Below are 26,038 nucleotides of genomic sequence, written 5' to 3'. Positions count from 1 at the left end.
TTAAGACGTGCTTTAGCGTTTTATTCTCTCTTATCAATGCAGGTATCTGCCCGTGTCTAACACTGCTCCAACCGAATCAAACCTTCAAAATACATTTTCGGCTGACGAATTACACCATTCAATCAATCCAGCCAAATTAGTAGACCTGCCAGTAGAGCCGGATATTGACGCATTATTAGATATTGCTGATGAGGTTACCGTCACTTGGGTGCGTAAGCAAAGCCAGTTGGATGAAGTGATTGAGGCATTGGCCACTTGCGGGCGTGTGGCATTAGATACCGAGTTTATCAAGCGCGATACCTATTATCCACGCTTAGCACTGATACAGCTGAATACTGGCAATCATGTATATTTATTAGATGCGCCGCAGTTACAGCTGAGTGAGCTATGGCAAGCACTTATGAAAGTTGATGTGGCTATCTGGCATGCTTGTGGTGAAGATTTAGGTATATTTTATCTATTGTCCGGCTGCCCGCCGCTGACCAATATTTTTGATACGCAAATTGCCTTGTCCTACTTAACAGGTCAATTACAGATGGGCTACCAGCAAGCGCTTGATGAGCAGCTCGATATGCATATTGATAAGGAACAAAGCCAGTCAGATTGGTTACAGCGTCCATTATCAGATGAGCAAGAGCAGTATGCGATTGATGACGTGCGCTTTTTACCTGCGTTATATTTGAGTCTTGAATACGCCCTAAAATCTCAAGGTCTCTATGAGTATGTCTGGGAAGACTGTCAGCTTTACGCCAACGACTTATATGATGCTCAAAATGTTGCAGACGAGCAGATGTATCTAACCATGGCAGATTATCGCTATACCTCTGAGCAAATGGCCATATTGCAGGCGGTAGCCACATGGCGTGAAGAGCTGGCGCGCTCAACCAATCAGCCACGTACTTTTGTCATAAAAAAACAAGCGGTGCGTGAGATTATCACTGAAAAACCAAACACGATGCGTGAGCTTGCGCATAAGACAACGATACATCGCAGTATGTTGCGACTGTATGGTGAAGAATTACTCAAAGTGATAAAGGAAGCAAAAAATCTGCATCCTGCAGAATATCCAGATTCTCTATTGCCGCCGTATCGCTCAAAGAATAAAGTACTCTCAAAAGCGGTACAAAAAACGATAGATGATCAAGCAAGAGTTACCGGCGTACCTGCCAATGTCTTGATGCGTAAAAAATGGCTTGGGCAATTATATGAAGTGATTGCTTTTGATCAAGATATCAGCGAGTTGCCGCAAGGGTTGAAAGGCTGGCGTCATGATTGGGTAATGCACACCTTTATTCCCGTTATCGAAGCGCATAAAACCGAGCTACAGCAATGCATGGGTATCAATGTATAGGGTTTAACGCCTGATACTTATCTGCGTTCAAATTGACCGTACTGTAAAAAATATCCTGTCTGCTTGGCAACGTTAGTATCAATCAACATGCCGGTATGCGATACAGGCAGGATTAAATGGTCAGCCGCTGCTTCAAGTTTGGTCTCTTTTAAATAGACGGTGCCATCATGCACCAGATGTTCATCAAGCAATGGGTTATGAGCTTGGCGTAATTTGCGATTATGATATTGCAGAAATATCTGACCCAAACCGTATGGACGATTCCCAGCAATCACGCCAAGGGTAATATGCTCAGGTAATGGCCCAACGGTGCCATCTAATGCATCGATATAGGATTGCCCAACGATAGCAGGGCTCAGCCGCCAAATATAATTCGCACAAATACTGCCCATATGCGGTGTCCCAAGGGTCACGCAGCGACCAATTTGCCACTTAGGATACTGAGTAACAAAATCACGAATAATCAAACCGCCCAAGCTATGACCGACCAAATGTATCGGCTCATCAGGATGATGATTTTTTTCAAGCCACTTATTAAGCCGTTGGCTATTGGTTTGAATACCATCGCGCATACTACGATAGCCAAATTGATGAGTTTTAAACCCTGCTGCTTGTAAGCGTTTGGCAAGTGGTCGCATAATCCAAGCCGTTTGGTGCAGACCATGGATAAGAATGACAAGATTATTTTTCTGCATATGTGATTCTAACCAAGTGGATGATATGAATAGATTAATAGCCATTTTATTATAGCGCTAAATGTTAGTAGTAAAATAAAAACCTCCAAATCAGCTGCTGACTTGGAGGTTTATTTTTATCTTTTATAAAGTATCAAAACTAAGACTATATAAAACTGGGATTACATATAGTTCTCGATACTTGGGCACGAACACATGAGGTTTTTGTCACCATAGGCGTCATCGACACGTGCCACACTTGGCCAGAATTTATTGGTGCGGATATAAGGCAGTGGGAATGCTGCTGTCTCACGGCTGTATGGATAGGTCCATTCGCCGTCAATTACCATAGCAGCTGTATGCGGGGCATTGACCAATGGATTGTTCTCTAACGTCCAGTTGTCTTCGCCCGCTTTGGCTTTCAGCGCTTCCGCTTTAATAGATTTTAGAGCACTGATAAAGCGATCAAGCTCTTCTTTTGACTCTGATTCTGTCGGCTCAATCATCAAGGTGCCCGCTACTGGGAAACTCATGGTTGGTGAGTGGAAACCATAATCCATCAAGCGTTTCGCGATATCGCTTTCACTGATGCCCGTCTCTTCTTTTAAAGGACGAATATCGATGATACATTCGTGAGCAACGCGACCGTTTTTACCCGTATATAGCACAGGGTAATGGTCTTTTAATTCAGCGGCAACATAGTTGGCATTCAGTAGCGCAAGCTCGGTCGCTTTTAATAAACCATCGCGTCCCATCATGGCAATGTACATCCATGAAATAGGCAAAATGCTCGCTGAGCCATAAGGGGCTGCTGATACTGCTGAGCAGTCTTTTTGTGCATTGTGCACAGGGCTTAAAGTATGGTTAGCCATAAATGGCGCCAGATGCGCCTTCATACCGATAGGACCCATACCAGGACCACCGCCGCCATGTGGGATACAGAAGGTTTTATGCAAGTTCATGTGCAGTACATCAGCACCAACGTCAGCTGGCTGCATCATGCCAACCTGCGCATTCATATTAGCGCCATCCATATAAACTTGACCGCCATGTTTATGAATGAGGTCACAGATTTTACGGATACCTTCTTCAAACACACCATGCGTCGATGGGTAGGTGATCATCAATGCACCTAGACGCGCGCTATGCTCTTCAGATTTAGCAGTTAGGTCATCGATATCAACGTTGCCATTGTCATCAGTTTTGACCACAACCACTTTCATGCCCATCATCATAGCAGTCGCAGGGTTAGTACCATGCGCTGACATAGGGATCAAGCAAACATCACGGTCAGTCTCACCGAGTGATTCATGATAACGACGAATCGCTAGCAAGCCTGCATATTCACCTGAAGCGCCAGAGTTTGGCTGCATAGAGACATCATCAAAACCGGTAATGGCTTTTAATTGCTCTTGCAAGCTATCAATCATAGCAACGTAGCCTGTGACTTGGTCACGCGGTGCAAAAGGATGCACATTGGCAAATTCAGGCCAAGTGATCGGTAGCATCTCACTGGTGGCATTCAATTTCATGGTACAGCTACCAAGTGAAATCATGCTGCGGTTCATCGCCAAATCTTTGTCTTCAAGCGATTTTAAATAGCGCAGCATTTCATGCTCGGTATGATGCGAGTTGAATACTGGATGCGATAAGATAGCATCAGTACGTAAATGAGCACTATCAAGAGAGACACGAGCGTCTTCTGGTAGATCATGTGCTTTAGTAACGAACAGCTGAGTTAGGACATTAAAGTCTTTCTGATCGCTGGTTTCACTGAATGCAACGCTTAATTTGGTCTCACCAAGACGCCATAAGTTATAACCAACATTGTCAGCATTTTGAAAGATTTGGCTAGCAAGTTTTTCTGAGCCACAATCAACCACAACGCTATCAAAGAATTGATCATGGACAACATTTAAATTACTATCGTTGGCGTTTTTGATGACGTCAGCGAAGGCAGTCGCAAATGCATGGATACGAGTAGCGATACGCTTTACACCACCTGGACCATGATAAACGGCATACATACCAGCTAGGTTTGCCAATAGTACTTGTGAGGTACAGATGTTTGAGTTGGCTTTTTCACGGCGGATATGCTGCTCACGAGTCTGTAGCGCCATACGTAGGGCAGTATTGCCTTGTGAGTCTTTTGATACCCCGATGATACGACCAGGTGCTGAGCGCTTGGCTTTATCAGAGAACGCAAAGTAGGCGGCATGTGGACCACCAAAGCCCATTGGAATACCAAAACGCTGCGTGCTACCCAATGCCACGTCTGCGCCCATGTCCGCTGGTGATTTTAGTAACACCAAACTCATGATGTCACTGACGACACTCACATAAGTTTTGTTTTTCTTCACAGCAGCGATGACGTCGGTTAGGTCTTTAACATCGCCTTCAACACCGACATATTGGAAGAGAGCACCGAAATAGTCGCCTGATTTAGCCAGTTCAAAATCACCAACAACCACTTCCCAACCAAAATATTTGGCACGAGTATTAATAACATCTAGCGTTTGCGGATACACGCGGTCATCAACGAAAAACTGCATAGACTTGCTTTTGCTGACACGTTTTGACATTGCCATCGCTTCAGCAGCAGCCGTTGCTTCATCAAGCAGTGATGCACCAGCAAGCTCAAGACCAGTCAGGTCGATACAAACTTGTTGGAAGTTAAGCAATGCTTCTAGGCGACCTTGAGCGATTTCCGCCTGATAAGGCGTGTAAGCGGTATACCAACCTGGATTTTCAAGGACGTTGCGCTGAATAACTGCTGGCATACGCACAGGCGAGTAACCTTGACCGATATAGCTCTTATTAACAGTGATGTCATCTGCCATGGTACGCAATTTGGCAAGCGCTGCGTGCTCACTCATCGCCACTGGCAAATCTAATTCTTTATGCAGACGTACTGGTTCAGGCACGGTATCATTGATAAAAGTTGCCATGTCGCTGTAACCAATAGCGCTGAGCAGGTCAGCTTGTTTGGCATCATTAGAGCCAAGATGACGATAAACAAATTCGGCTTCATTAAACAAGCCTTCAAACGTATCAAGCGTTGGGTTTTGAGAGATAGTCATGGTGATCCTTGGTAAATATAGGAATAAAGGAGATGGCTATAATAAAAATAGGGTAGTAGCAGGTTATACGTAATGTACAAATTGGTCTTGCTCAAAGCGGAACTGGGTATTGTAAACGCCATTATCAGCACGCTCCCCAGCACCAATCATCATAACGATATGATGATTATCACTCAGTTTTAATAAGCGCTTCATAGCCGGCTCATCGAAACCGCCCATCGGGCAGCTATCAAATCCATGCGCGCGTAAGGCAAGCATCAGGTTTCCAGCCGCTAATGCGGTGTTATTGGTTGCCCAATTTTTGGTATCTTCAAAGGTATAATAAGGCGATTTTATAGGACCCTTTATACGTCTGACTACTTGAATGGCGCTCCATTTGGCTACTGATACCACGTTAGCAGGTCCACGCAAAAAATCTAAGGCAACGACTTTGTTGTAGTAGTCTTTGACTTTTTTTGGCACCGGCATATCAGGGTATTCACGCAATATTTGCTTTGCATGGTCATGCCAAACGTCAGTACGAGCAACGACAGCGATTAAACGTGCTGAAGTTTTTGCTGCGTTTTGATTCATGCAGTTTTTGACTGCGCTCTTGCGCTTACCAGCATCATCAATAACATAAAATTCCCATGGCTGAAGATTGCTTGAGTTTGGGGCAAGCATTGCCAAACGCAGGCAGTCTACTAATACATCGTCAGGTATCGGCGCATCTGTAAATCGGCGTACCGAACGGCGCGACTCTACCACCTCACAAAATGCTTGCAGCTGCGGAGTGTGACTAGGCGTCGCAAGACTGTCTTTATTGCCAGTATTAGAATTCATAGTAGGATCCATGCTGAGGAATGAGTAATCAGCTTCAGGCATTATCGATTGCATATCTTCAATAATGTCTGACGAGTGATTAATATGAATAAATCAGATAGCAGTTGGGCGTCATAAATTGAGTGCTGATTGTCTTGAAAATACTGCATTGAAAACACGGTCTTGCCATTATTGTCTTAAAAGTAAAGCACACAGATACCAGCGCTTGCCAGTATCTGTCGAGTTGCTTCTTTTAATCAGTAAACATTTTATAAATGACAATCTTATCAAAGACTGTCTTATCAATAAAAATATTAAAAGCAGCAATACTAAAGTTAAATGCTGCTTTTAAGAGAGCATAAGACTGATATTACAGCTCGTTTTCGTACTCATCAGCCGTTAGCAGTGCTTCATAGTCAGCGATATTGTCAGGCTTCATTCTGAAGAACCAACCTTCACCATATGGATCAGAGTTGATGATTTCTGGATCATCTTCTAAGGCCTCATTGATAGCAACCACTTCACCTGAAATAGGCGCGTAAACGTCAGATGCGGCTTTTACTGATTCAACAACAGAGATTTCGTCATCGACAGCGATGATGTCACCTACGTCTGGCAATTCAACAAATACTACGTCACCCAATAGGTCTTGAGCATGATCAGTGATACCAACCGTGATAGTACCGTCGTCTTCTAAGCGTAACCACTCGTGGCTGGCGATGTATTTTAGTTCTGCTGGGATATTACTCATGGTTTCTCTCCTAGGTGATAGAGGTTAATTAATAAAAAAGAAAGCTAATAATAGATTTTCTGTTGCCTACGAGTCAAACTGCTGCTTGCCATTACGGACAAACGGTAGTTTAAGCACGCGTACATCGACGAACTTACCTTTACCGCGCAGATCAATTTGCACATTGTCATCTTCTGCTAGGGTAGCAGGAACACGGGCGATGGCGATAGAATTTTTGAGGCTAGGAGAGAAAGTACCACTAGTAATGATACCTTTTTGCTCTTTATCAGTGCCTTGATTAATGGTCACTTCCATACCTTCACGTAATACGCCACGGCTAGTCATTAATAAGCCCACTTGCTTCATAGCAGTATTGTCATCTTTTGACTGTTTGCGTTTACTGACCATAGCATCGCGACCAATAAAGTCACGATCGTCTTTTAGCGCCAGTGTCCAGCCCATGTTGCACTCATAAGGGCTAACATCTTCATTCATATCATGACCATAGAGGTTCATGCCAGCTTCCATACGCAATGTATCACGAGCGCCAAGACCGGCAGGCTTTATACCATTGGCTTTTAATTGCTCAAAGAACGCCGGCGCATCATCGCCATGCATAATGACTTCGACGCCATCTTCACCGGTGTAGCCCGTACGAGCGACGAACCAATCTGTACCTTCGATGTCTGTTAAATCAGCACCAACGAAAGGCTTAAGACCAGCTAAGGTATCTGCCCAGCTAGGTTTGGTTTGCGCCAGTTTTTCAACGGCGTTTGGTCCTTGCACGGCAATCATGGCAAGCTCTGGCCGCTCAGTGATGCTGATGTCAAAACCTTCAGCGACTTTGTCAAATTGCGCCATGTCTTTATCGCGAGTAGCAGCGTTTGAGACGATACGGTATTCAGTAGCGTTTTCGTTCATCAGGTAAACGATTAAGTCATCGATGACGCCACCTTGCTCGTTGAGCATGCCAGAATATAGCGCTTTACCGACGGTTTTGAGTTTATCGACATCATTAGCCAGTAGCTTTTGTAGCCATGCTTTGCTGTCAGCACCTGTGACATCAGCGACGACCATATGTGAGACATCAAACATACCAGCATCAGTACGCACCGCTTCGTGCTCTTCGATTTGTGAGCCATAATGGATTGGCAATTCCCAACCAGAAAAATCCACCAGTTTGCCATCACTCTCGACATGAGACTGATAAAGGGGTGTGCGTTGAGGAGCTTGGCTGTTAGTATTTTGAGTATCGGTCATAACAAATCCTTATGTGGACATTAGCTATACTTAGTAAAAGTATTAGAGCTGATGTACATGATCATAGTAGCGAGAAGCAATATTGCAGGGTACAAGCATTGCAACCAAGGGTGGTACAGAAATAAGATAAAACTATCCGCCAAACAAACGCTTAACGTCAGTTTAGAGGGAAGCCCTATCTGTCCTGTGACCTGAGATTTTCAACACGATCCATCATCGTAATTCTTCAACAGAGCAATGATGTCGCGTTTTCTCCCCTTCGGTGGGTAAGACGTCGTCCGTCCTTACCGCTCTCCAGATTTGTTATGCCTAAGGTTTGAAGAACAATACGCCAATCAGCGTGATGCAAATAAACCGTTATGACATGTGTTTTTCAGTCCTTTTACCTGAGCGATTAGCAGGGTGGATGCGCCTTCGGTGGTCATGTAGCGGCTGTCAGTACAAACTCGTTAATATGAGCATTACTAACATTAGGCTAAAGACTCTCTCCTGAAAAACGCTTTTATTATGAAAGGTTCACAGCTTTTTTACAACCCATCATATAAATTATAGTGAATAATTTTAGCAAACATGCTTTTTTATACGGACAATACATCGAACGACAGCAAAATAGAGTACATGTGTTTCTGTAAAATTACATAGCGCCAATATAAAATAAAGCTGAAGCATTTATTATCAAAATTTAAAAGTATAAAATTTATCTATGAGCATCATGCCTGACCGTACAAGGGATACAGAGTGCTCATATGAAGATGTTCCTTACTTTCTCTTAAGCTAAGTTGCGATAGTATTTGGGATGCTTTACCTTATCTGAACGTAAAGTCACTACTGATAATGGCTTGAAATATGCTAATCTATGACGATAGTTTCTGATAGGTTGTTTTTATGCATTGCGATATTTATAAATTCCTTAAACATGATGATATGTATATCTATATTGCCCGTCCTGATTATCCGAATGATACGGATGAGATCAAGGATTGGCTGGGTGTGTTACCCAAAGACTTTCGTGCAGGCTTAGGTCGTAGCAAGTTTGTCATGCATCTGGATTTGGGTACAACGCCTACACTTGCTAGAGTGGACAAAGAAGAAGTGCTAGAAAAGCTAGCGTCGCAAGGGTATTTTGTACAATTACCACCACAAGATGTCATGCGCCGCCAAGCAGAATTGCGTGCCCGTGAATCTCAAGACAGTATTTATAATACGTAATAGTTATAAAATTATATTTTAACAAGGTTTACGTCGATATTTTGCAGCTCATTTTATCAAGTCTAATTTTTTAGCTGGCTTTTTTGAACAGAGTATATAGATACAGATGAAATGTCGAAATATCAAAATATATAGTGTCATGCATTTTGGTGAATAGTCATGATAAACTAGCAGTTTATTAATATAATCACTATTCCGCACTATTTACGAACGCAGGTAATAAAACACGCATGGACTGGTTAAAAAATATCTTACACAGCTTACCACTAGAAGCCATCAGCGATATTCTCGGTGAGATTGCTATTTGGTGGGGGCAGCTGGTAAAAGACGTGCCGGTAGCAGATTTACCAATGTATGCTTATCTTGGTGGCGTCATTATCGTGTTAGTACTTTGGCTACTGGTCGCGCGCATACTACCACGTCCATTAGGCGGCATGAGTTGGATGATACTGTTTGCTGTATTGTTAGCACCAGGTACAGCACTGGGTGACCCAAGCGTAATTGCACCTGCCAGTATCAGCGTGGTCTATGCGATTATGATGAAGGACACGACTGGGGCGATTGCCAATATGCTGCCCATCATGGTGGTATTATTTGTTGGTTTATTTGTTGGTTTTGTTTGGCAGCTTATTCGCGGTGCCTTTGAATCAAGCTTAGATAAAGCTCGCAGTCGTACTGCACAGGACACGCAAGCAAATATGCAGCTAGCTTCTGGCAATTATTTGGCGACAGAATCTGATGAAGTGGGGGCAGTTAAAGATATTGATCCAGCAATTAATCTAAAAAAGGATACGCCTGTATCTAAAAATAATGATTAGTCTGAATGCGATTGCTTTAACGCTATAACCTTTTAAAGTATTTCCTTTCTAGTTGACAGTGTTGATTCCTGATTCCTGATTCCTGATTCCTGATTCCTGATTCCTGATTCATGATTCATGATTCATGCATTTTTTCTAATGATTATAAAAGACACCATGCGTGTCTTTTTTTATATGATAAATATCTGCGAACGCATGAGTATTTTGGCAATCAATAAGGCTGTGCTAATCTAAATGACAATTTATTAACGCTCTTAAAACCTTTTAACGATAACAATAAATGAGATTGTATTATGACCGATAAAAAAACCAAATTTACGGGTACGCAAAGCTATATCGCTACTGATGATCTGCAATTGGCAGTCAATGCGGCAATGACGCTACAAAAACCGCTACTTATCAAAGGTGAGCCGGGTACAGGCAAGACTTTACTAGCAGAAGAGGTTGCTGAAAGTTTAGGTATGCCACTGATTACGTGGCATATCAAGTCGACGACTAAGGCAGAGCAGGGTTTGTACGAGTATGATGCGGTATCGCGTCTGCGTGATTCGCAAATGGGTGACGATAAAGTCTATGAGATTGGCAATTATATCAAGCCGGGTAAATTGTGGGATGCCTTTACCAGCAAAGAGCGTAGTGTATTATTGATTGATGAAATTGATAAAGCAGATATTGAATTCCCAAATGACTTGTTGCACGAGCTTGATAAGATGTCTTTTTATGTTTATGAGACGGGCGAAACCATCACAGCGGCGCAGCGTCCCGTGGTTATTATCACCTCAAACAATGAAAAAGAGCTACCGGATGCGTTTTTGCGTCGTTGCTTCTTTCACTATATTGATTTCCCTGAAGAGGAAACCATGCGCCAAATTGTTGAGGTGCATTTTCCCAATATTCAAGAAAAGCTGGTCAATGACGCGCTTGATATCTTTTATAAACTACGTAACGTTCAAGGACTCAAAAAGCCGCCATCAACGTCTGAGTTGGTCGATTGGTTGACGCTATTATTGGCGGATGATATGGCTCAAGCAGAGTTAGAAGAAAACTTGCGCGGTGAAAAGTCTATTCCGCCACTATATGGTGCCCTGCTGAAAAACGAAGCCGATGTGAGTTTGTTGCAGCGTTTTGCTAATATGATGCGTCGTTAATATTTGTAGCTTGCATTGATTTTAACATCAGATATCAAAGTCAATGCCAGCGCTTAGCCTATGACTGTATCAATTAATGATATCAGCAATATCACCAGATAATAATATCAGCCAATAAGTGATACGACTCTTATGTTTATCAAACTATTTTACACCTTGCGTACTTATGGCGTGCCAGTCAGTACCCGCGAGCTGCTCGATTTAAATGCTGCGTTAGAGCAAGGGCTGATGATGCAGCCGCACCCTGAAGATCCAGCATTGACTACTTTCGCCAGTCGTGAAGACATGTATCGTCTGATTCGGCTATGTATGGTCAAAGACGAGCGCCATTTTGATAAGTTTGATCGTGCCATGGCAGATTATTTCGAAGGCGTCGATAGTTTAGACATGGATGAGCTGTTGGCCAAGCTAACGGACGTGCCCAAAGAATGGCTCGATTTAAAGCTCGATCCAAAGAACCTGACCGATGAGCAAAGACGTCTGCTAAAAAAGTACGGCTCGCTTGAGGAGTTGATGAAGGCGTTGGAAGAGCGGTTAAAAGAGCAAAAAGAGCGTCATGAAGGTGGTAGTAAATGGGTCGGTACTGGTGGCACCTCACCGTTTGGCGCTTATGGTGACCATCCTGAGGGCGTGCGTGTCGGCGGTGAGTCACGCAAGCGTAGCGCGGCAAAAGTTTGGGAGCAGCGCAAATATCGCAATCTTGATGACGATAATCAGCTCGGTACTCGTCAAATTCAAATGGCGCTACGCAATCTGCGCCAGTTTGCACGGACCGGTAGTGCTGATGAGCTCGATATTCATGAGACAATTAAGCGCACGGCAAAAAAGGGTGTGCTCGATATTCATATGCAAGCAGAGCGCCGTAACCGTGTCAAAGTACTGATGTTATTTGATGTGGGCGGCAGTATGGATGTTCATGTCGAAGCGCTTGAAAAACTGTTTTCTGCGGCGAAAAATGAATTTAAAACCTTAGAGTTTTTTTACTTTCATAACTGTCTATATGATTATGTCTGGAAGGATAATAACCGTCGCCATAGCGCGCCTATGCCAACCTTTGAATTGCTTAATAAGTATGGGCGAGAGTATCGTGTTATCTTCGTGGGTGATGCGTCGATGTCACCGTATGAGCTGATGACGGTAGGCGGTAGCGTTGAGTATATGAATAATGAAGCAGGCATTGTTTGGTTAAAGAGGGTGCTCGCGCACTTTGATAAAGTTGCTTGGCTCAATCCTGAGACTCCAACCTATTGGCAATATACCCAAACCATCGTTGAGATTAAAAAACTGTTTGATAATAAGATGTATCCGATGACGTTACATGGCGTGGAAGATATGACCAATTATATGGCGCGCTAATATTATATTAGATTTAGAGTAATTGAATGTTAGCATTGCAGTCAGTTTTTAGATGATATAAATCAGAATAAAGAAACAGCTTCTATTATTTAATAGAAGCTGTTTCTTTATAACATTTTAATTGTTTACGATAAGCAATCATTGCCTCATCATTAATAATTAAATAATAGGACGATTCCACGCATCACGTACGGCAAATCTAGCATCTGACCATTCTAAGCGTGAGTTGCCACGTGAATTTAACCAATCTCTCTGCAAGTCTTGCTCTACCAGCTCAAACGTTTGATCGTTACCATACTGCTTGCGCTGCGCATAACCATAACCATAGGCATTACGATAATCGGTATCGTAGTCATATTGCGGGTTATAGTAGTCAGTCGTCGCATGCTGAGTACGCCAGTAAGTGTCTTCTTCCATATTGCCTTCAAAGGCATTGGCAACAGCGTTACCAGCTGTTGCACCGACGACTGCACCAACGGCACCGCCTACGACTGAACCTACTGGACCACCTACTGCACCGATAGCTGCGCCTGCTGCTGCACCCCCGACCATACCTGTACCACTACTAACAGGATTGGCTTCTCGTTGTACTTCATTTTGATCAGTAGGATTAACGGCTTCACCAACTTCTTGGCCGCCAGCACCACCAGCAACTGCGCCTGCTAAGCCGCCGATTACTGTACCGACTGGACCACCAACTGCTGTACCTACAGCAGCGCCTGCTGCTGCACCGCCTAGTGCACCAGTACCACTAGCAATAGGATGCGGCTTCTCATGAGCTTCTAAGCTATCGGTAGGATTGACCATCTCGCCTGCTTCATGTCCAACTTTGCTACCTGCGATGGCCCCAACAGCGCCACCAACTAAGGTGCCAACTGGACCTCCAACTGCTGTGCCTACGGCTGCACCTGCTGCTGCGCCACTAAGTGCGCCAGTACCAGTCGCCACTGGATGCGGCTTATCTTCACCATGATGGATCGGCTCAATAGGCTCTCTATGACCTGCATAATGGACGTACTCTTTTGGCTCATAGTTTTCACCATTCATACGAGCATGGGTCTTATCCCAACCATCGCGTACCATGTCTTTTGCTTGTAGCCAAGTCATGCGTGAATCGCCTTTTACCTCATACCAGCGCTGTTCAAGTTCAGCTTCAACTTCCTCAAAGCGCGTAGCATTCGGATAATGTGCACGGGTTGCATAACCTACTGCATAGGCTGGATGATAATCGGTATCGTAATCATAATCTTCGTGATAATAAGGGCGCGTGGTATGAGTTTCTTGCCAGTATTCATATTCTACCGTTGGATCTAGCATCTCACCGACTGAGCTACCTGCGACGCCGCCGACGATAGCGCCAATAGCGCCACCAATCAGCATACCTAGTGGACCACCAATAGCGCCAATAGCTGCGCCTGCTGCTGCACCGCCTGTACCACCAAGAGCTGTACCTATTGGATGTGAGCCTGGCTCACCTGTGATAGGGTCAGCGTTGTCATTGATTACTACTGTACGATTGATATTATCCATGAGCCATTATCCTTTTTTACTATTATTGTTAAATTATTAAGAATGATATAAATAGCCTAAAATCTAAATGACATTAAAATAAAAGTCATTTTTGACATCCAATCTTAGCTTGTCCTCTAAACCAGTATGCTAGCTATTAACGCTTGCTAGCAATCGTTGTGTAGCTGTTCAAATTTCTAATACTTATTTCAATACTTCGCACCTAAATCACCTTTGGAAAAGCTGGCGATCCCTGCTTGCTCAGTAATATAGCCCAAGGATGAGGGGCTAGTCTGTAGTACATATCTGCTACCTGTATAGCAGTTCAGTAAACGATACTTCCATAATGAGCATTATTGTTAACCAATGATTATCAAAGCGTACAAAAGTAAATAGAATGTAAGTTGAGCTTATTGGAATCGCTATTTCCCAGTTATTGATGTTATGAAAAGGATTAAGTAAGCACAAAAAAGGCACTATTATTAAGAGTAATAGTGCCTTCATTTTTATTAATAAATACTTAATGTGGCTCAGTGAGTCTAAAAAGATGCAGTCTCAGTAGATATGGTATTACTGATGATGAATTGGTGGAATGTAAGTAACCATACTATGGTCTATTGTGTTGACTCAACCAGTCCAATCATCACGCCCATCTCTTTTTTATCGTGCTTATCTATCGTGGGTGCGTATAAAGCGGATGCAATACCGCCATCTAAAAATAAAGCATTTGGACACTTCAATTCGTTTTTAAATAGTGAGGCAAACTGATAAAAGGTCACGGGTGCTTCGCTATTGACAAATTGTAGACTGCCATCGCTACACACGCCTATACCGTTGCGAATTTTAGCTGAGGTGCCATCAGGGTCAAACTGCGGATGGATAGCGTCGTTAATAACCAGCATAGGACCTGATTGGGTGGCATACAATGGCTTTGCAGTGCTGTTTTTTAGCTGCTCGGCTAAGGCATTGCTTTCAGTGATTTGTACCTTGCCAGACTTATCCCACCACAGTACACCATTTGGCAAGAGGTGAAAATTGCCGCCGCCTTCTTTCAGGTTTAATGCACGTATCTCTTCAGATTTGATGACGGTATAGCCAATGGGTGCATAATTTTCATTGTACATGCCCGCATTCATGGCAAACTTCAAAGATTGCGATGGGGGCAGTGTGCTCAAGAGATTATCGAAAGTCAGTAGCGGTTGACGACTGTCAGATTGTTGCCAAAACAACTGTAATGAATAGCGCTTATCTGTCAACAAATCAGACTGAATATGACAAGTGCTATAAGCAAACGGTGTGTTGTGTGATTGACATGACCAATCAGTAGAAGCAGTGTCCGCCTGATTACTATCAGTTGGTTGGCAAGCACTTATACCAACAGTCATAAGCGCCATAAGCGCCATAAGCATCATTGGCAGTACATGAAGAAGTTTTTTGAAAACAGTGTTTGGCATCAATCATCTATCTTTTATAAGGAAATAAATTGCGTGATTGTCACAGCCAAACACTGTTAAATGGTTAAACAGTTGGCGGTATAAAATCGCGGACGGTATTATTGACATTGCCAATCATTTTACCACCATCAATATTGACGTCTACCTCTCCAACCGTTTTTTCTGTTGGCGCACCTGTTTCTTTACCAATATCGCGCGAGTCTTTATTATAAGCAATCAGCGCATCATTATTGGCTAAAAAGCTCGACGAATCTGCCATTACCCACATCTGATTAAAGACCTCTGATCGCGCATTATGATCAAGTAAGGCGCCTTTATCGGTGAAATAAAAGAACTTCGACAATAGCTTAATTTGTCCATCATCCAAACGGCGTGCAATGTGATAAGGCTGCAATTGACTTGGGTGCTGTAAGCCGACTGCGCCAACGATGCTGGCAAGCGATTTTAGGGTATTTTTATGATAACTGGCAACGCGTTCAGCCTTACTTGGTACATCAAGTGCTTTTTGACGATAAGGGTCTTGGGTTGCCACACCTGTCGGGCAGGTATTGGTATGGCAAGAGCGTGATTGGATACAGCCGACAGCAAACATAAAGCCACGTGCAGAGTTACACCAATCAGCGCCCAATGCCAATAGGCGGGCGATATCAAAACCTGAGACGATTTTGCCACTCACGCCAAGTTTGATTTGGTTGCGGATACCTGCCCCAACCAAGGTGTTGTGAACGAATAAAAAACCATCGATCAATGGCATGCCGACGCTATCCATAAACTCAACAGGTGCAGCACCCGTGCCGCCTTCAGCACCATCAATGACGATAAAATCAGGGTAGTTATCGGCTTCTATCATGGCTTTGACAATCGCCATAAACTGCCAAGGCTGACCAATACAAAGCTTAAAGCCAACTGGCTTGCCTTCTGATAAATCCCGTAGCTGCTGTAAAAACACAACCAATTCGCGAGGCGTACTAAAAGCAGAGTGCGAAGCAGGTGATACGCAGTCTTGACCCATCGGCACTTGACGGGTTTCAGCGATTTCTGGGGTGATTTTTTCTGCTGGCAACACGCCACCCTGACCGGGCTTAGCACCTTGTGATAGTTTGATTTCAATCATTTTGACTTGCGGGTCAACAGCTTTTTCGGCAAATGACAGTGGGTCAAAGTTGCCATTGTCATCGCGGCAACCGAAGTAACCTGTACCCAGCTCCCAAATCAAATCACCACCGAATTTACGATGATAAGGGCTGATAGCGCCTTCACCACTATCATGAGTGAAGCCGCCCATTTTTGCGCCTTGATTGAGCGCCATAATGGCATTAGCAGACAAACTGCCAAAGCTCATCGCTGAGATATTAAACACTGACATATCATGCGGCTGCTTACACCGCTCACCGCCCACAATGATGCGGAAGTCTTTATTCTTAATCGGCTCACTGACAGCAGATTGCAAAAACCATTCTTTACCATGAGCATATAAATTGTCCAAAGTGCCAAAAGCATTGGTATCGCTGACGTTTTTGGCGCGCTGATAGACCAAGGCCCGCTGCTGACGTGAGAACGGCACTTGCTCTTTATCGTCTTCTAGCAAATACTGGCGAATCTCAGGACGGAAATCCTCTAACACATAGCGGATGTGACCGGCGATAGGATAGTTGCTTAAGATAGAGTGCTTAGACTGCAATAAGTCATAAATACCTAGCCCAACGGCGAGTCCACCGATGATGATGAGTGCCCAGTTGACGAGGAGTAATCCTGCTAAAAACAGCAAGATTGCGGCGCCAAAGGTGCTGTAGCGTAGCAAAACACCGGTTAGGTAAGGGGAGTTGTGTTCAGGCTCAGGGTTCAAATTGGTTCTGGAATCGGGCATAACAAGGCTCAACTATAAAAAATAGGAATTAAAAAATGCGGCAGTAAGTTATTTGGTAACTTTGCCGCTATTCATGATTCAATATAGAAAGATTAAGTAAGAGTTTTAAAATGAGCGAAAGCGCTAAAAGCCAACATGTTAAAAGCAGGCCAAACGCCCTTAGGGGCTCAAATTTGTGGTGTGTATCATACGCCTATAATATCACGGCTCCATATCAATTAAGTAACGGCAGACCGATAAAGACCTTGCAATTGCTACTCTTAGGCTTTAATAATTCCAAAAAAAACCTTAAGCTTATGTTTTAATGACCGTTTGTCGCGTAGCTATGATTAAATCACCTATAATCAATGGCAGAAAATATTAAAAATAAAATTGAAACCGACTGTCAGTATCTGGTGGTAAGGTCTAAAAAGCACCTTGTAAGCTGTGACGAGGACGGCGCATGAAGGGTAAAAAAAGCAATTATTCAACAAGGTCAATTTGCCAGTTATTGGTTTGAATGACAATATTGATTTTGCGCAGTTTCATGGCGATGTCATCCGCTTGTCTTTATAAGCTTGCGACCGAGACCATGAGATTCCATTTAATCTCACGGTGGCTATAGCGATCCGCCTATGTATCAGTCGCTTCTATCAATAGCTTATGGCATATTACTTTTATTATTGGTATTTGCATTAAATTTTAACGTCTCTTACGCTTTAGCACAAAATACTTGCTACAAAGTGTATAGCACTTAGACCAAATCACTTTGTGATTGTATCGAAACGCTTTATTATCATTGGTAAACTAAGTTAAAACTTACCTGGCAACTCAATTAGTCTAAACCCCGCTGCCAATCCTTTCAGCCAACACTTGCAACTTAGGTACTATCATCGCCGCATAGTCTTTGCTTTCCCAGTTAGCACTTGGGACACTGGCATTGAGTGAATACGCATATTGCCCAGTCGCAACATCAAAGACACCAACGGCCACTGCTAATATGTCCGTAGAGAACTCACCATCCGATACGGTATAACCATGCATTTTATAATGGTCTGCAGCGTCAGATAAAGCACCCTGCGCATGGTTATAATCTTCTGCTGATAGCTGCTCTTGTAAATTACTACGAATAACAGCCTGTCTTATTTGCGAGCTAGCCGCATAAAAAGCACGTCCAATAGCAGTGCGGGCGACGGGAACGGCTGAGCCAACTTGCAAATTGACCGATAGGCGGGCAGGGCTACGACAGCAAGCGTGATAGCGCATTTCCCCTTCGACTTCGGTTGCTAAATTCACCGACACCTCGTTTTGACTGGCAAACTGCCGCAATAACGGTTCAGCTGCTGCCACTAAATCATGACGACTCCACGCTGTTGCACTTAATCGCACCGCACTACTACCCAATTGATACTGTCCATGTAGCGTCACGCGCAAAAATCCAAGCGTCATCAAGGTATGAATCAGACGAGTAATTGTCGCTTTTGGCAATTTTGTCATCTGGCATAACTGCTGATGGCTAAGCGCCTCCTCATGCTCAAAAGCTGCCAATATCATTAAGCCACGTCCAAGGGCAGTGACAAATTGCCTATCGTTGTCTTCTTTACCTTGGGTAAGGGAGCTATTTAATCGATCCAATAATGGTGCGGCTACCAGCATATTTTTTCTCATTTTATAACCATCTGAATGAATAAGGGTTTACAGGACGCTAAAATTTTGCTTAAATAGTTCATATTATGAAACTAAGTTTCGCATAGCGGAATTTTGAAGTCAATAGTAAATTTAGCCAAAGCATCATATTCACCATTAATCGTCGGTCAGGATGATTGACAACAAGGAGCACCACATGGCAACTTCTAGCAGCCCGCGTTTTGATTGGGAAGATCCATTTTTATTACGTGACCAGCTTACAGATGAAGAGCGCATGGTAACGGATAGTGCGCGTCAGTTTTTTCAAAAAGAGCTGATGCCGGGTATCATTCAGGCCAATCGTAATGAACATTTCGACCGCGATATCATGCGTCAGATGGGCGAGATGGGTCTTCTTGGTGTGACGATCGACGGTTATGGTTGTGCTGGCATGTCAAGCGTGGCTTATGGCTTGATTGCGAAAGAAGTGGAAGCGGTGGATTCGGGCTATCGTTCAGCGATGAGCGTGCAGTCAAGCTTGGTCATGCACCCGATACATGCCTATGGTACAGAAGAGCAGAAAGAAAAATATCTACCAAAACTGGCAACTGGGGAATATGTCGGCTGCTTTGGTCTGACAGAGCCGGATTCGGGTTCAGATCCTTCATCAATGTCAACGCGCGCGCGCGCAGTGGCAGGCGGTTATGAGCTGACTGGTAATAAAATGTGGATTACCAATAGCCCGATTTCTGATGTATTTGTCGTTTGGGCAAAAGATGATGCCGGTGACATTCGTGGTTTTATCTTAGATAAAGGTATGAAAGGGCTGTCCGCACCGAAAATCGAAGGCAAGTTCTCATTGCGTGCGTCTGTCACGGGTGAGATTGTTATGGACAAAGTGTTTGTCCCTGAAGCCAATGCTTTCCCAGATATTCGTGGTCTAAAAGGTCCGTTTGGTTGCCTAAATAAAGCCCGTTATGGTATCGCTTGGGGGTCAATGGGCGCCGCTGAATTCTGCTGGAAAGCGGCTCGTCAGTACACCCTTGACCGTAAACAATTTGGTCGTCCGCTAGCAGCGACACAGTTGGTACAGCTAAAACTTGCCAATATGCAAACGGAAATCACACTAGGTCTGCAAGCAGCATTGCGTGTTGGCCGTTTGATGGATGAGGACAATGCGGCGCCTGAAATGATTTCACTGATTAAGCGTAATAATTGCGGCAAAGCGCTAGAGATTGCCCGTATTGCCCGTGATATGCATGGCGGCAATGGTATCTCTGATGAGTTTCATATTATTCGTCATGTGATGAATTTAGAAGCGGTCAATACTTATGAAGGTACCCATGATATTCATGCGCTCATCTTAGGTCGTGCGCAGACTGGGATTCAGGCATTTTATTAAGCGTTGTTAGCTAATAAGTATTAGCTAATTTCCCGACCATTAACGTACGTTACTGTTGTGCTTCTTACGAAGCACTTGATAAGCAGTAGCGTGCGTTTTTTAGTTATTAGTCCTCATTTATATCTGGTTTAGCAGTAGTTCTAAAGAATTAGATAAATGAGGACTAGGCACTGTCTTATCATTTTTATCATTATAAAAAATACGTTATCAATAAGGGATTATTATGACTGTCACTACAACGACACAACAGCCTGAACAAGCCAACTTTACTAATAATGCTACCGCTGATATTGCGACTGATGCTGTATCACAAGGCGCATTATATGGTATCAAGGTGCTTGATTTGTCGCGGGTATTGGCAGGTCCTTCTTGCACTCAAGTGCTCGCCGACCTTGGTGCCGATGTGATCAAGGTTGAGCGTCCACATATCGGTGATGAAACCCGTCATTGGGCGCCGCCAAAATTCAGCGATGATACATCCGCTTATTACGCTACCATTAATCGCAATAAAAAATCCCTTACGGTCGATATCACCACGCCTGCTGGACAAACCATCATTAAGCAGCTCGCTGAAACAAGCGATATCGTGGTAGAAAACTTTAAAGTTGGCGGTCTGAAAAAATATGGTTTGGACTATGAGAGTCTAAAGCAAAGCAATCCACGTCTGATTTATGCCTCACTAACGGGCTTTGGGCAAACAGGTCCCGATGCTGAACTTCCGGGCTATGACTATATTATTCAAGGTTTGTCAGGGCTAATGAGCATCACTGGACCTACTGATGGCGAACCGCATAAAGTTGGCGTGGCAGTGGTAGATTTGTTTGCAGGTTTGCAGCTGACGATTGGTATTCAAGCGGCGTTAATAGCGCGCCAGCATACTGGAATGGGTCAACATGTCGATGTCGCGTTACTAGACAGTGCGCTGGCAATGCTCGCCAATGTTGGTATGAATCATTTGGCATCTGGTGAGGTACCGCCGAGACTGGGCAATGGTCACCCTAACATCGTTCCTTATCAAGTGTTTGCCGGTGCAGGGGAGGAGCATTTCATTTTAGCCTGCGGTAATGACAGTCAATTTGCCAGACTATGCCAGATGTTATCCGTAGAGTGGCATACTGACAGTCGTTTTGCGACCAACCCTCAACGCGTTGCCCATCGTGAGCTGATTTGTGAGTGGCTCATAAACGCATTTGCCGAGCATCCACGTGCATATTGGCTTACGCGCTTGCATGAGGCAGGTATTCCTTGCGGTCCTATTCATAATGTTGCAGAAGCTTTGGCTATGCCGCAGGCGATGGCACGAGGGATGATTGTTAATTTTGCCGCGCAAGGCAGTCCGGTAAGAGCACTTGGTAGCCCCATTAAACTCTCAGGCTCGCCTGTCACTTATCGTACACCGCCACCGCGTTTGAGCGAGCATACTGACAGCACGCTTAGTAATTTGGGCTATGACAGCGATATGATCGCCAAATTGAAAGCTGATGGGATTGTTTGATTAAACCCCTAATTGTCTTGGTCGAAGGCGGCTATTACCTGCAAAAGCTCAATGACAATTTGCAGGCGTTTTTGTCAGGGCTTATAGTCAGCCCTAAATAAAATAAGTACAAATATCATAAAGTGCTACTGGTATAAATTTTTCTTTCTTTAAACAAGGAAATAGTAGCGTTTAGGTTTTATTGCTAATCAATGAAACCTAAACGCTGTTCAATTTGCTTCGCCAATTCAATCAGTACAGCACTGACCTCAGCACGCTTGGACTCATATTCTGCTTGTAAAAAGCTGACTGCCATACCCGCAACCGCATTGCCCGACGCATTGCGTATGTAAGTCCCTAAGCAATACATACCATCACGCAATTGCCCATCATCCAGTGAAATACGGCTCTGCTGTATGGCAGCAATTTCATCCGCTAAAGTTTCAAAGTTGGTAACTCCGTTAGGTGTCATTGGCTCTGGAAAGATACCTTCATAAAGTGATTTGATATTATGCATGGGCAAGGTTGAAAGCATAGCTTTGCCCGTGGCAGAAAATACTGCTGGTACGCGCACACCAGCACGGAAAGTAAAACCAAGCGGAGCTGGTGCTTCATGACATGCTAAAAAAACCACTTCGCCCAAATCCATTTTGGACAGGGTGACGGTGTGCTGTAACAGGATAGGATATTGCATGATAAGGTCTTTAAATAACTGCACCACCCCTTGCTGCTGCTCGTATTTACCCGCCCAATATAGCAAGTAAGACCCTAAGTGAAAGCGCCCTTCGCTATCCTTATAGATGACATGCTTGGTAAGTAGGCTTTGCAAAATATTATGCGTTGAGCTACGTGGTAGCTTTAACTCTTTTGCAATATAAGCTGCCGTTAAGGGCTGCTTGCTTGCCGTGATTAAATCCAGAATTTGAAACGTTTTGTCTAGAGCAGGAACGGCGCTGGTACTCATAAGTTGCCTATTAAAATGTCAGTTGAAAAGTAAAAATAAAAAATATGTTCGAGAACTATCAAAATAACGGTTGCAAAGAGTATCGCATCGTTCTTATAATGATGTCTCATATATGGAATATCTGTTCAGTATATTGAACAGTGCATATATTATCAATCATTATTACTGACTGCTTACGTCAATTTTTCATTGGTTTAATAGCTGTTTAAAAAGACAAGCTTATGCCAACGTTAGATAGCTTTATAAATAATAAATAAGTAATAGCGACAAACATGGAGTGTTACGATGCTAAATACGACCCTAAATCTCTCAAACCCAGATTTGATCAAACAGCAGTGTCTTATCAAAGACGGATGGCACGGTGCCAATGATGATGCCACTATTGAAGTGAGCAATCCATTCAACGGCGATGTTATCGGTACGGTGCCAAGCTTGACGACCGCTGATGTCAATGATGCTGTTACTTACTCTCACGAAGCTCAAATCACTTGGGCCGCTAAAACCCCACAAGAACGCGCGCAGCTGCTGCAAAAATGGGCAGATCTTATCGATGCCAACAAAGAAGATTTGGCCATTATCATGACCGCCGAGCAGGGCAAGCCTTTGGCTGAATCACGCGGCGAGATTGGTTATGCCAATAGCTTTATCCGCTGGTTTGCAGAAGAAGGCAAGCGTGTTTATGGTGATGTCATTCCTGCAACCAACTCGCAATTACGCTATGTGGTATTAAAACAGCCCGTTGGCGTTTGTGCTGCCATCACGCCTTGGAACTTTCCAGCGGCGATGATCACGCGTAAAGCAGCTCCTGCACTAGCAGCAGGCTGTACCATCATTATCAAACCTGCGACTGAAACACCATTTTCTGCCTTAGCACTCGGTGCATTGGCTGAGCAAGCAGGTATTCCTGCAGGCGTTATCCAAGTTGTGACCGGCAAATCATCTGTTATCGGCGATATTCTTACCGGCGATGCTCGCATTCACAAGCTATCATTCACAGGCTCTACCGAAGTCGGTCGCACCTTAATGGCGCAGTGTGCTCCAACGATTAAAAAGCTGTCATTAGAGCTTGGCGGCAATGCACCGTTTATCGTTTTTGATGATGCCGATCTTGAAAAAGCTGCTGAAGGTCTAATCGCCTCTAAATACCGTAACGCCGGTCAAACCTGTGTGTGTGCCAACCGTGTTTATGTTCAAGACAGCATTAAAGATGAATTCTTAGATATCTTTATCAAAAAAGTCGCTGAGCTAAAAGTCGGTAATGGCATGGAAGAAGGGGTCAACGTTGGTCCTTTGATTAATGAAAAAGCCTTACAAAAAGTACAAGCGCTACTAAAAGATGCGCTAGACAAAGGCGCAACCCTGATTGCTGGTGGCAGTACGAACAATGCGTCAGCCCTTGCTTACAACCCAACTGTTATCACCGATATCAGCGCTGATATGGATATTGCCAGCGAAGAGATATTTGGTCCTATCGCGCCAGTCTTTACTTTCTCATCTGAAGAAGAAGTTATTCGCGCAGCCAACGACACTATCTACGGTCTAGCAGCTTATTTTTATAGTAGCGACTATGCGCGTGCTTGGCGCGTGACCGAAGGTCTTGAGTATGGCATGGTTGGACATAATACGGGCATGCTCTCAACAGAAGTAGCACCATTTGGCGGCGTCAAACAATCTGGTTTTGGTCGTGAAGGTTCAAAATACGGCATCGAAGAATATGTTGTGACCAAATACTGGTGTTCTGACGTCAGCTAAGCTTTTCAGTTTTATATTCTATTTTAATGGTCACATATTTAATTGTCACATAGCGCGAAACGGGGTTCAGTACTATGAATCCCAACTGTAATTTACTCTATAAACCGCCATCACTTCACTGGCATCTACGTAAAAAGAAAGAAAAGGACATTCTTATGAGTACCAATCAATCATTACTTGCACGCCGTAAAGCGGTATTGCCAACCGGACTGGGTGTGGCTTTTCCTATCTTTGCCGAAAAAGCAAAAAACTCAGAAGTTTGGGATATTGAAGGCAATCGTTATATCGATTTCGTTGGCGGCATCTCAGTACTAAATACCGGTCACAGTCATCCAAAAATCACGCAGCGTGTGCACGAGCAGCTAGACAAATTCACCCATACTGCTGCGCAAATGATTAACTATGAATGCTATGTCGATCTTGCCGAAAAACTTTGCGAAAAAGCGCCTATCAGTGGCGACACCAAAGCGTTCTTCTTGACCACTGGTGCAGAAGCGGTTGAAAACTGTATCAAAATTGCTCGTGCAAAAACCCGTCGTCCAGGTGTGATTTCTTTCGTTGGCGGTTGGCATGGCCGCACGCTTATGTGCATGAGCTTGACTGGTAAAGTATTGCCATACAAAAAGAACTTTGGTCCGATGCCAGGGCCTGTATTCCATGCACTATTCCCATGCGATGAGCTGAATGTTACTGAAGAACAAGCATTGCATAGCCTTGAGATGATTTTCCAAGCGGATATCGATCCTAGTGAAGTGGCGGCGATGATTATCGAGCCAGTACAAGGTGAGGGTGGCTTCCATCAAGTCACGCCATCATTTGCTAAGTCTTTACGCGATATCTGTGATGAGCACGGCATCGTCCTAATCTTTGATGAAGTACAGTGTGGTTTTGCGCGTACGGGTACGTTGTTTGCCTGTGAACAATTGGGCGTTGAGCCAGATCTAATGACCAGTGCCAAGAGCTTGGCAGGTGGTTATCCTATTTCTGCCGTTATTGGTCGTGCCGATATTATGGATGCCCCGCAAGTAGGTGGCTTGGGTGGTACTTATGCTGGTAACCCACTTGCTTGTGTAGCCGCTTTAGCAGTCATCGAAGTCATCGAAGAGGAAAACCTACTTGAGCGTAGTATTGAAATTGGCGACAAAATTGAGTCATTTTTAAAGGGCTTAAACTTAAGTAGTATCGGACATATTCGCCATAAAGGCGCCATGCTCGCGTTTGAATTAATCGATAGTGATGGTAAGCCTGACGTTGAAGCGACGACTAACCTAAAAGCGAAATCATTTGAGCAAGGTTTATTACTAGCATCTTGCGGTATGCATGGCAATGCCATTCGTGTGATGGTGCCATTGACGGTTGAAGATGAAGTGCTACAAGAAGGTCTTGATATCATCAAAGGTATTTTGACTGCCTAAGTATTTGATAGCTTAAAGGATAACAAGTGCTAAAGGTTGGGCTGTGTTTATAGTCAAATCCTAAACAGTGTTGGTACAACGGCGCCTTGCAAGTCAAGACGCCGTTGTTGTCTCCGCTATCGAGATATTAAAAATACTATCGAGCTTCTCGGCTGAGAAGTATGGAAAG

At 43.9% G+C, this 26,038-nt stretch carries 18 protein-coding genes, 3 pseudogenes and 2 riboswitches; of the genes and pseudogenes, 9 read left to right on the top strand and 12 right to left on the bottom strand.

From position 1 onward, the window contains the following. Positions 1-52 precede the first annotated feature (52 nt). A complete protein-coding gene (locus FQ083_RS02935) occupies positions 53-1,351 on the top strand; it encodes a ribonuclease D (RefSeq protein WP_149408768.1) in 1,299 nt (432 codons plus the stop codon). A 17-nt stretch (positions 1,352-1,368) separates the two neighbouring features. Here FQ083_RS02935 and FQ083_RS02930 read toward each other — a convergent pair whose 3' ends face one another. From FQ083_RS02930 to gcvT, 5 genes are all read right to left on the bottom strand, one after another. Continuing rightward, positions 1,369-2,046 (bottom strand): esterase/lipase family protein, encoded by a 678-nt coding sequence (locus tag FQ083_RS02930; RefSeq protein ID WP_149408767.1) that lies wholly within the window; start codon positions 2,044-2,046, stop codon positions 1,369-1,371. A gap of 161 nt (positions 2,047-2,207) precedes the next feature. Continuing rightward, positions 2,208-5,105 (bottom strand): aminomethyl-transferring glycine dehydrogenase, encoded by a 2,898-nt coding sequence (gene gcvP / locus FQ083_RS02925; protein ID WP_149408766.1) that lies wholly within the window; start codon positions 5,103-5,105, stop codon positions 2,208-2,210. A gap of 63 nt (positions 5,106-5,168) precedes the next feature. Next, entirely contained in the window at positions 5,169-5,927 is a 759-nt protein-coding gene (locus FQ083_RS02920; protein ID WP_262880825.1) for a nitroreductase family protein, read from the bottom strand. 349 nt (positions 5,928-6,276) lie between these two features. Further along, positions 6,277-6,657, bottom strand: a complete 381-nt coding sequence (gcvH, locus tag FQ083_RS02915) for a glycine cleavage system protein GcvH (protein WP_011280078.1) — start codon at positions 6,655-6,657, stop codon at positions 6,277-6,279. Positions 6,658-6,723: 66 nt separating this feature from the next. After that, entirely contained in the window at positions 6,724-7,896 is a 1,173-nt protein-coding gene (gene gcvT, locus FQ083_RS02910) for a glycine cleavage system aminomethyltransferase GcvT (RefSeq protein ID WP_020443087.1), read from the bottom strand. A gap of 169 nt (positions 7,897-8,065) precedes the next feature. After that, a riboswitch (glycine riboswitch) is annotated at positions 8,066-8,204 on the bottom strand. Between the two features lie 56 nt (positions 8,205-8,260). Beyond that, positions 8,261-8,398, bottom strand: a riboswitch (glycine riboswitch). Between the two features lie 383 nt (positions 8,399-8,781). Here gcvT and FQ083_RS02905 point away from each other — a divergent pair. The 4 genes from FQ083_RS02905 to FQ083_RS02890 all read left to right on the top strand — a co-directional run bounded on the left by FQ083_RS02905 (position 8,782) and on the right by FQ083_RS02890 (position 12,427). After that, entirely contained in the window at positions 8,782-9,105 is a 324-nt protein-coding gene (locus tag FQ083_RS02905; RefSeq protein WP_149408764.1) for a YcgL domain-containing protein, read from the top strand. A 230-nt stretch (positions 9,106-9,335) separates the two neighbouring features. After that, positions 9,336-9,923, top strand: a complete 588-nt coding sequence (locus FQ083_RS02900) for a hypothetical protein (RefSeq protein ID WP_011513154.1) — start codon at positions 9,336-9,338, stop codon at positions 9,921-9,923. Between the two features lie 293 nt (positions 9,924-10,216). After that, complete coding sequence (locus tag FQ083_RS02895) at positions 10,217-11,071, top strand: AAA family ATPase (protein WP_149408763.1); 855 nt, start codon at positions 10,217-10,219, stop codon at positions 11,069-11,071. Between the two features lie 132 nt (positions 11,072-11,203). Next, entirely contained in the window at positions 11,204-12,427 is a 1,224-nt protein-coding gene (locus FQ083_RS02890; RefSeq protein ID WP_149408762.1) for a vWA domain-containing protein, read from the top strand. Between the two features lie 792 nt (positions 12,428-13,219). On the opposite strand, the pseudogene FQ083_RS12790 reads toward FQ083_RS02890, so the two are convergent. The 6 genes and pseudogenes from FQ083_RS12790 to FQ083_RS02870 all read right to left on the bottom strand — a co-directional run. Continuing rightward, a pseudogene (locus FQ083_RS12790) lies at positions 13,220-13,396 on the bottom strand (glycine zipper domain-containing protein); the annotation flags it as partial. A gap of 90 nt (positions 13,397-13,486) precedes the next feature. After that, positions 13,487-13,957, bottom strand: a pseudogene (locus FQ083_RS12930) (hypothetical protein); the annotation flags it as partial. Positions 13,958-14,550: 593 nt separating this feature from the next. Continuing rightward, positions 14,551-15,390, bottom strand: coding sequence for a phosphodiester glycosidase family protein (locus FQ083_RS02880; RefSeq protein ID WP_149408760.1), 840 nt, complete (start codon positions 15,388-15,390; stop codon positions 14,551-14,553). A 64-nt stretch (positions 15,391-15,454) separates the two neighbouring features. Next, positions 15,455-17,257, bottom strand: coding sequence for an FMN-binding glutamate synthase family protein (locus FQ083_RS02875; RefSeq protein WP_149408759.1), 1,803 nt, complete (start codon positions 17,255-17,257; stop codon positions 15,455-15,457). A gap of 462 nt (positions 17,258-17,719) precedes the next feature. Beyond that, positions 17,720-17,869, bottom strand: a pseudogene (locus tag FQ083_RS12785) (septicolysin); the annotation flags it as partial. Positions 17,870-18,076: 207 nt separating this feature from the next. Next, entirely contained in the window at positions 18,077-18,904 is an 828-nt protein-coding gene (locus FQ083_RS02870) for an IclR family transcriptional regulator (RefSeq protein ID WP_149408758.1), read from the bottom strand. A gap of 175 nt (positions 18,905-19,079) precedes the next feature. Here FQ083_RS02870 and FQ083_RS02865 point away from each other — a divergent pair, with 175 nt between their 5' ends. Next, entirely contained in the window at positions 19,080-20,264 is a 1,185-nt protein-coding gene (locus FQ083_RS02865; RefSeq protein ID WP_020443096.1) for an acyl-CoA dehydrogenase, read from the top strand. A gap of 223 nt (positions 20,265-20,487) precedes the next feature. Further along, complete coding sequence (locus FQ083_RS02860; protein WP_149408757.1) at positions 20,488-21,759, top strand: CaiB/BaiF CoA transferase family protein; 1,272 nt, start codon at positions 20,488-20,490, stop codon at positions 21,757-21,759. Positions 21,760-21,943: 184 nt separating this feature from the next. Here FQ083_RS02860 and FQ083_RS02855 read toward each other — a convergent pair whose 3' ends face one another. Then, positions 21,944-22,702, bottom strand: a complete 759-nt coding sequence (locus FQ083_RS02855) for an IclR family transcriptional regulator (protein WP_149408756.1) — start codon at positions 22,700-22,702, stop codon at positions 21,944-21,946. 285 nt (positions 22,703-22,987) lie between these two features. Between FQ083_RS02855 and FQ083_RS02850 the strand changes: the two genes are divergently transcribed. Together FQ083_RS02850 and gabT are read left to right on the top strand one after the other, a co-directional pair. Next, positions 22,988-24,454 (top strand): NAD-dependent succinate-semialdehyde dehydrogenase, encoded by a 1,467-nt coding sequence (locus tag FQ083_RS02850; protein ID WP_149408755.1) that lies wholly within the window; start codon positions 22,988-22,990, stop codon positions 24,452-24,454. Between the two features lie 155 nt (positions 24,455-24,609). After that, positions 24,610-25,869 carry a 4-aminobutyrate--2-oxoglutarate transaminase gene (gabT, locus tag FQ083_RS02845; protein ID WP_149408754.1) on the top strand — a complete coding sequence of 420 codons (1,260 nt, stop codon included), beginning with the start codon at positions 24,610-24,612 and terminating at the stop codon, positions 25,867-25,869. Positions 25,870-26,038 lie beyond the last annotated feature (169 nt).

The organism is Psychrobacter sp. ANT_H59, from assembly GCF_008369225.1.
Lineage (GTDB): Bacteria > Pseudomonadota > Gammaproteobacteria > Pseudomonadales > Moraxellaceae > Psychrobacter > Psychrobacter cryohalolentis.
This window is presented reverse-complemented; position numbering and strand designations above follow the sequence as displayed.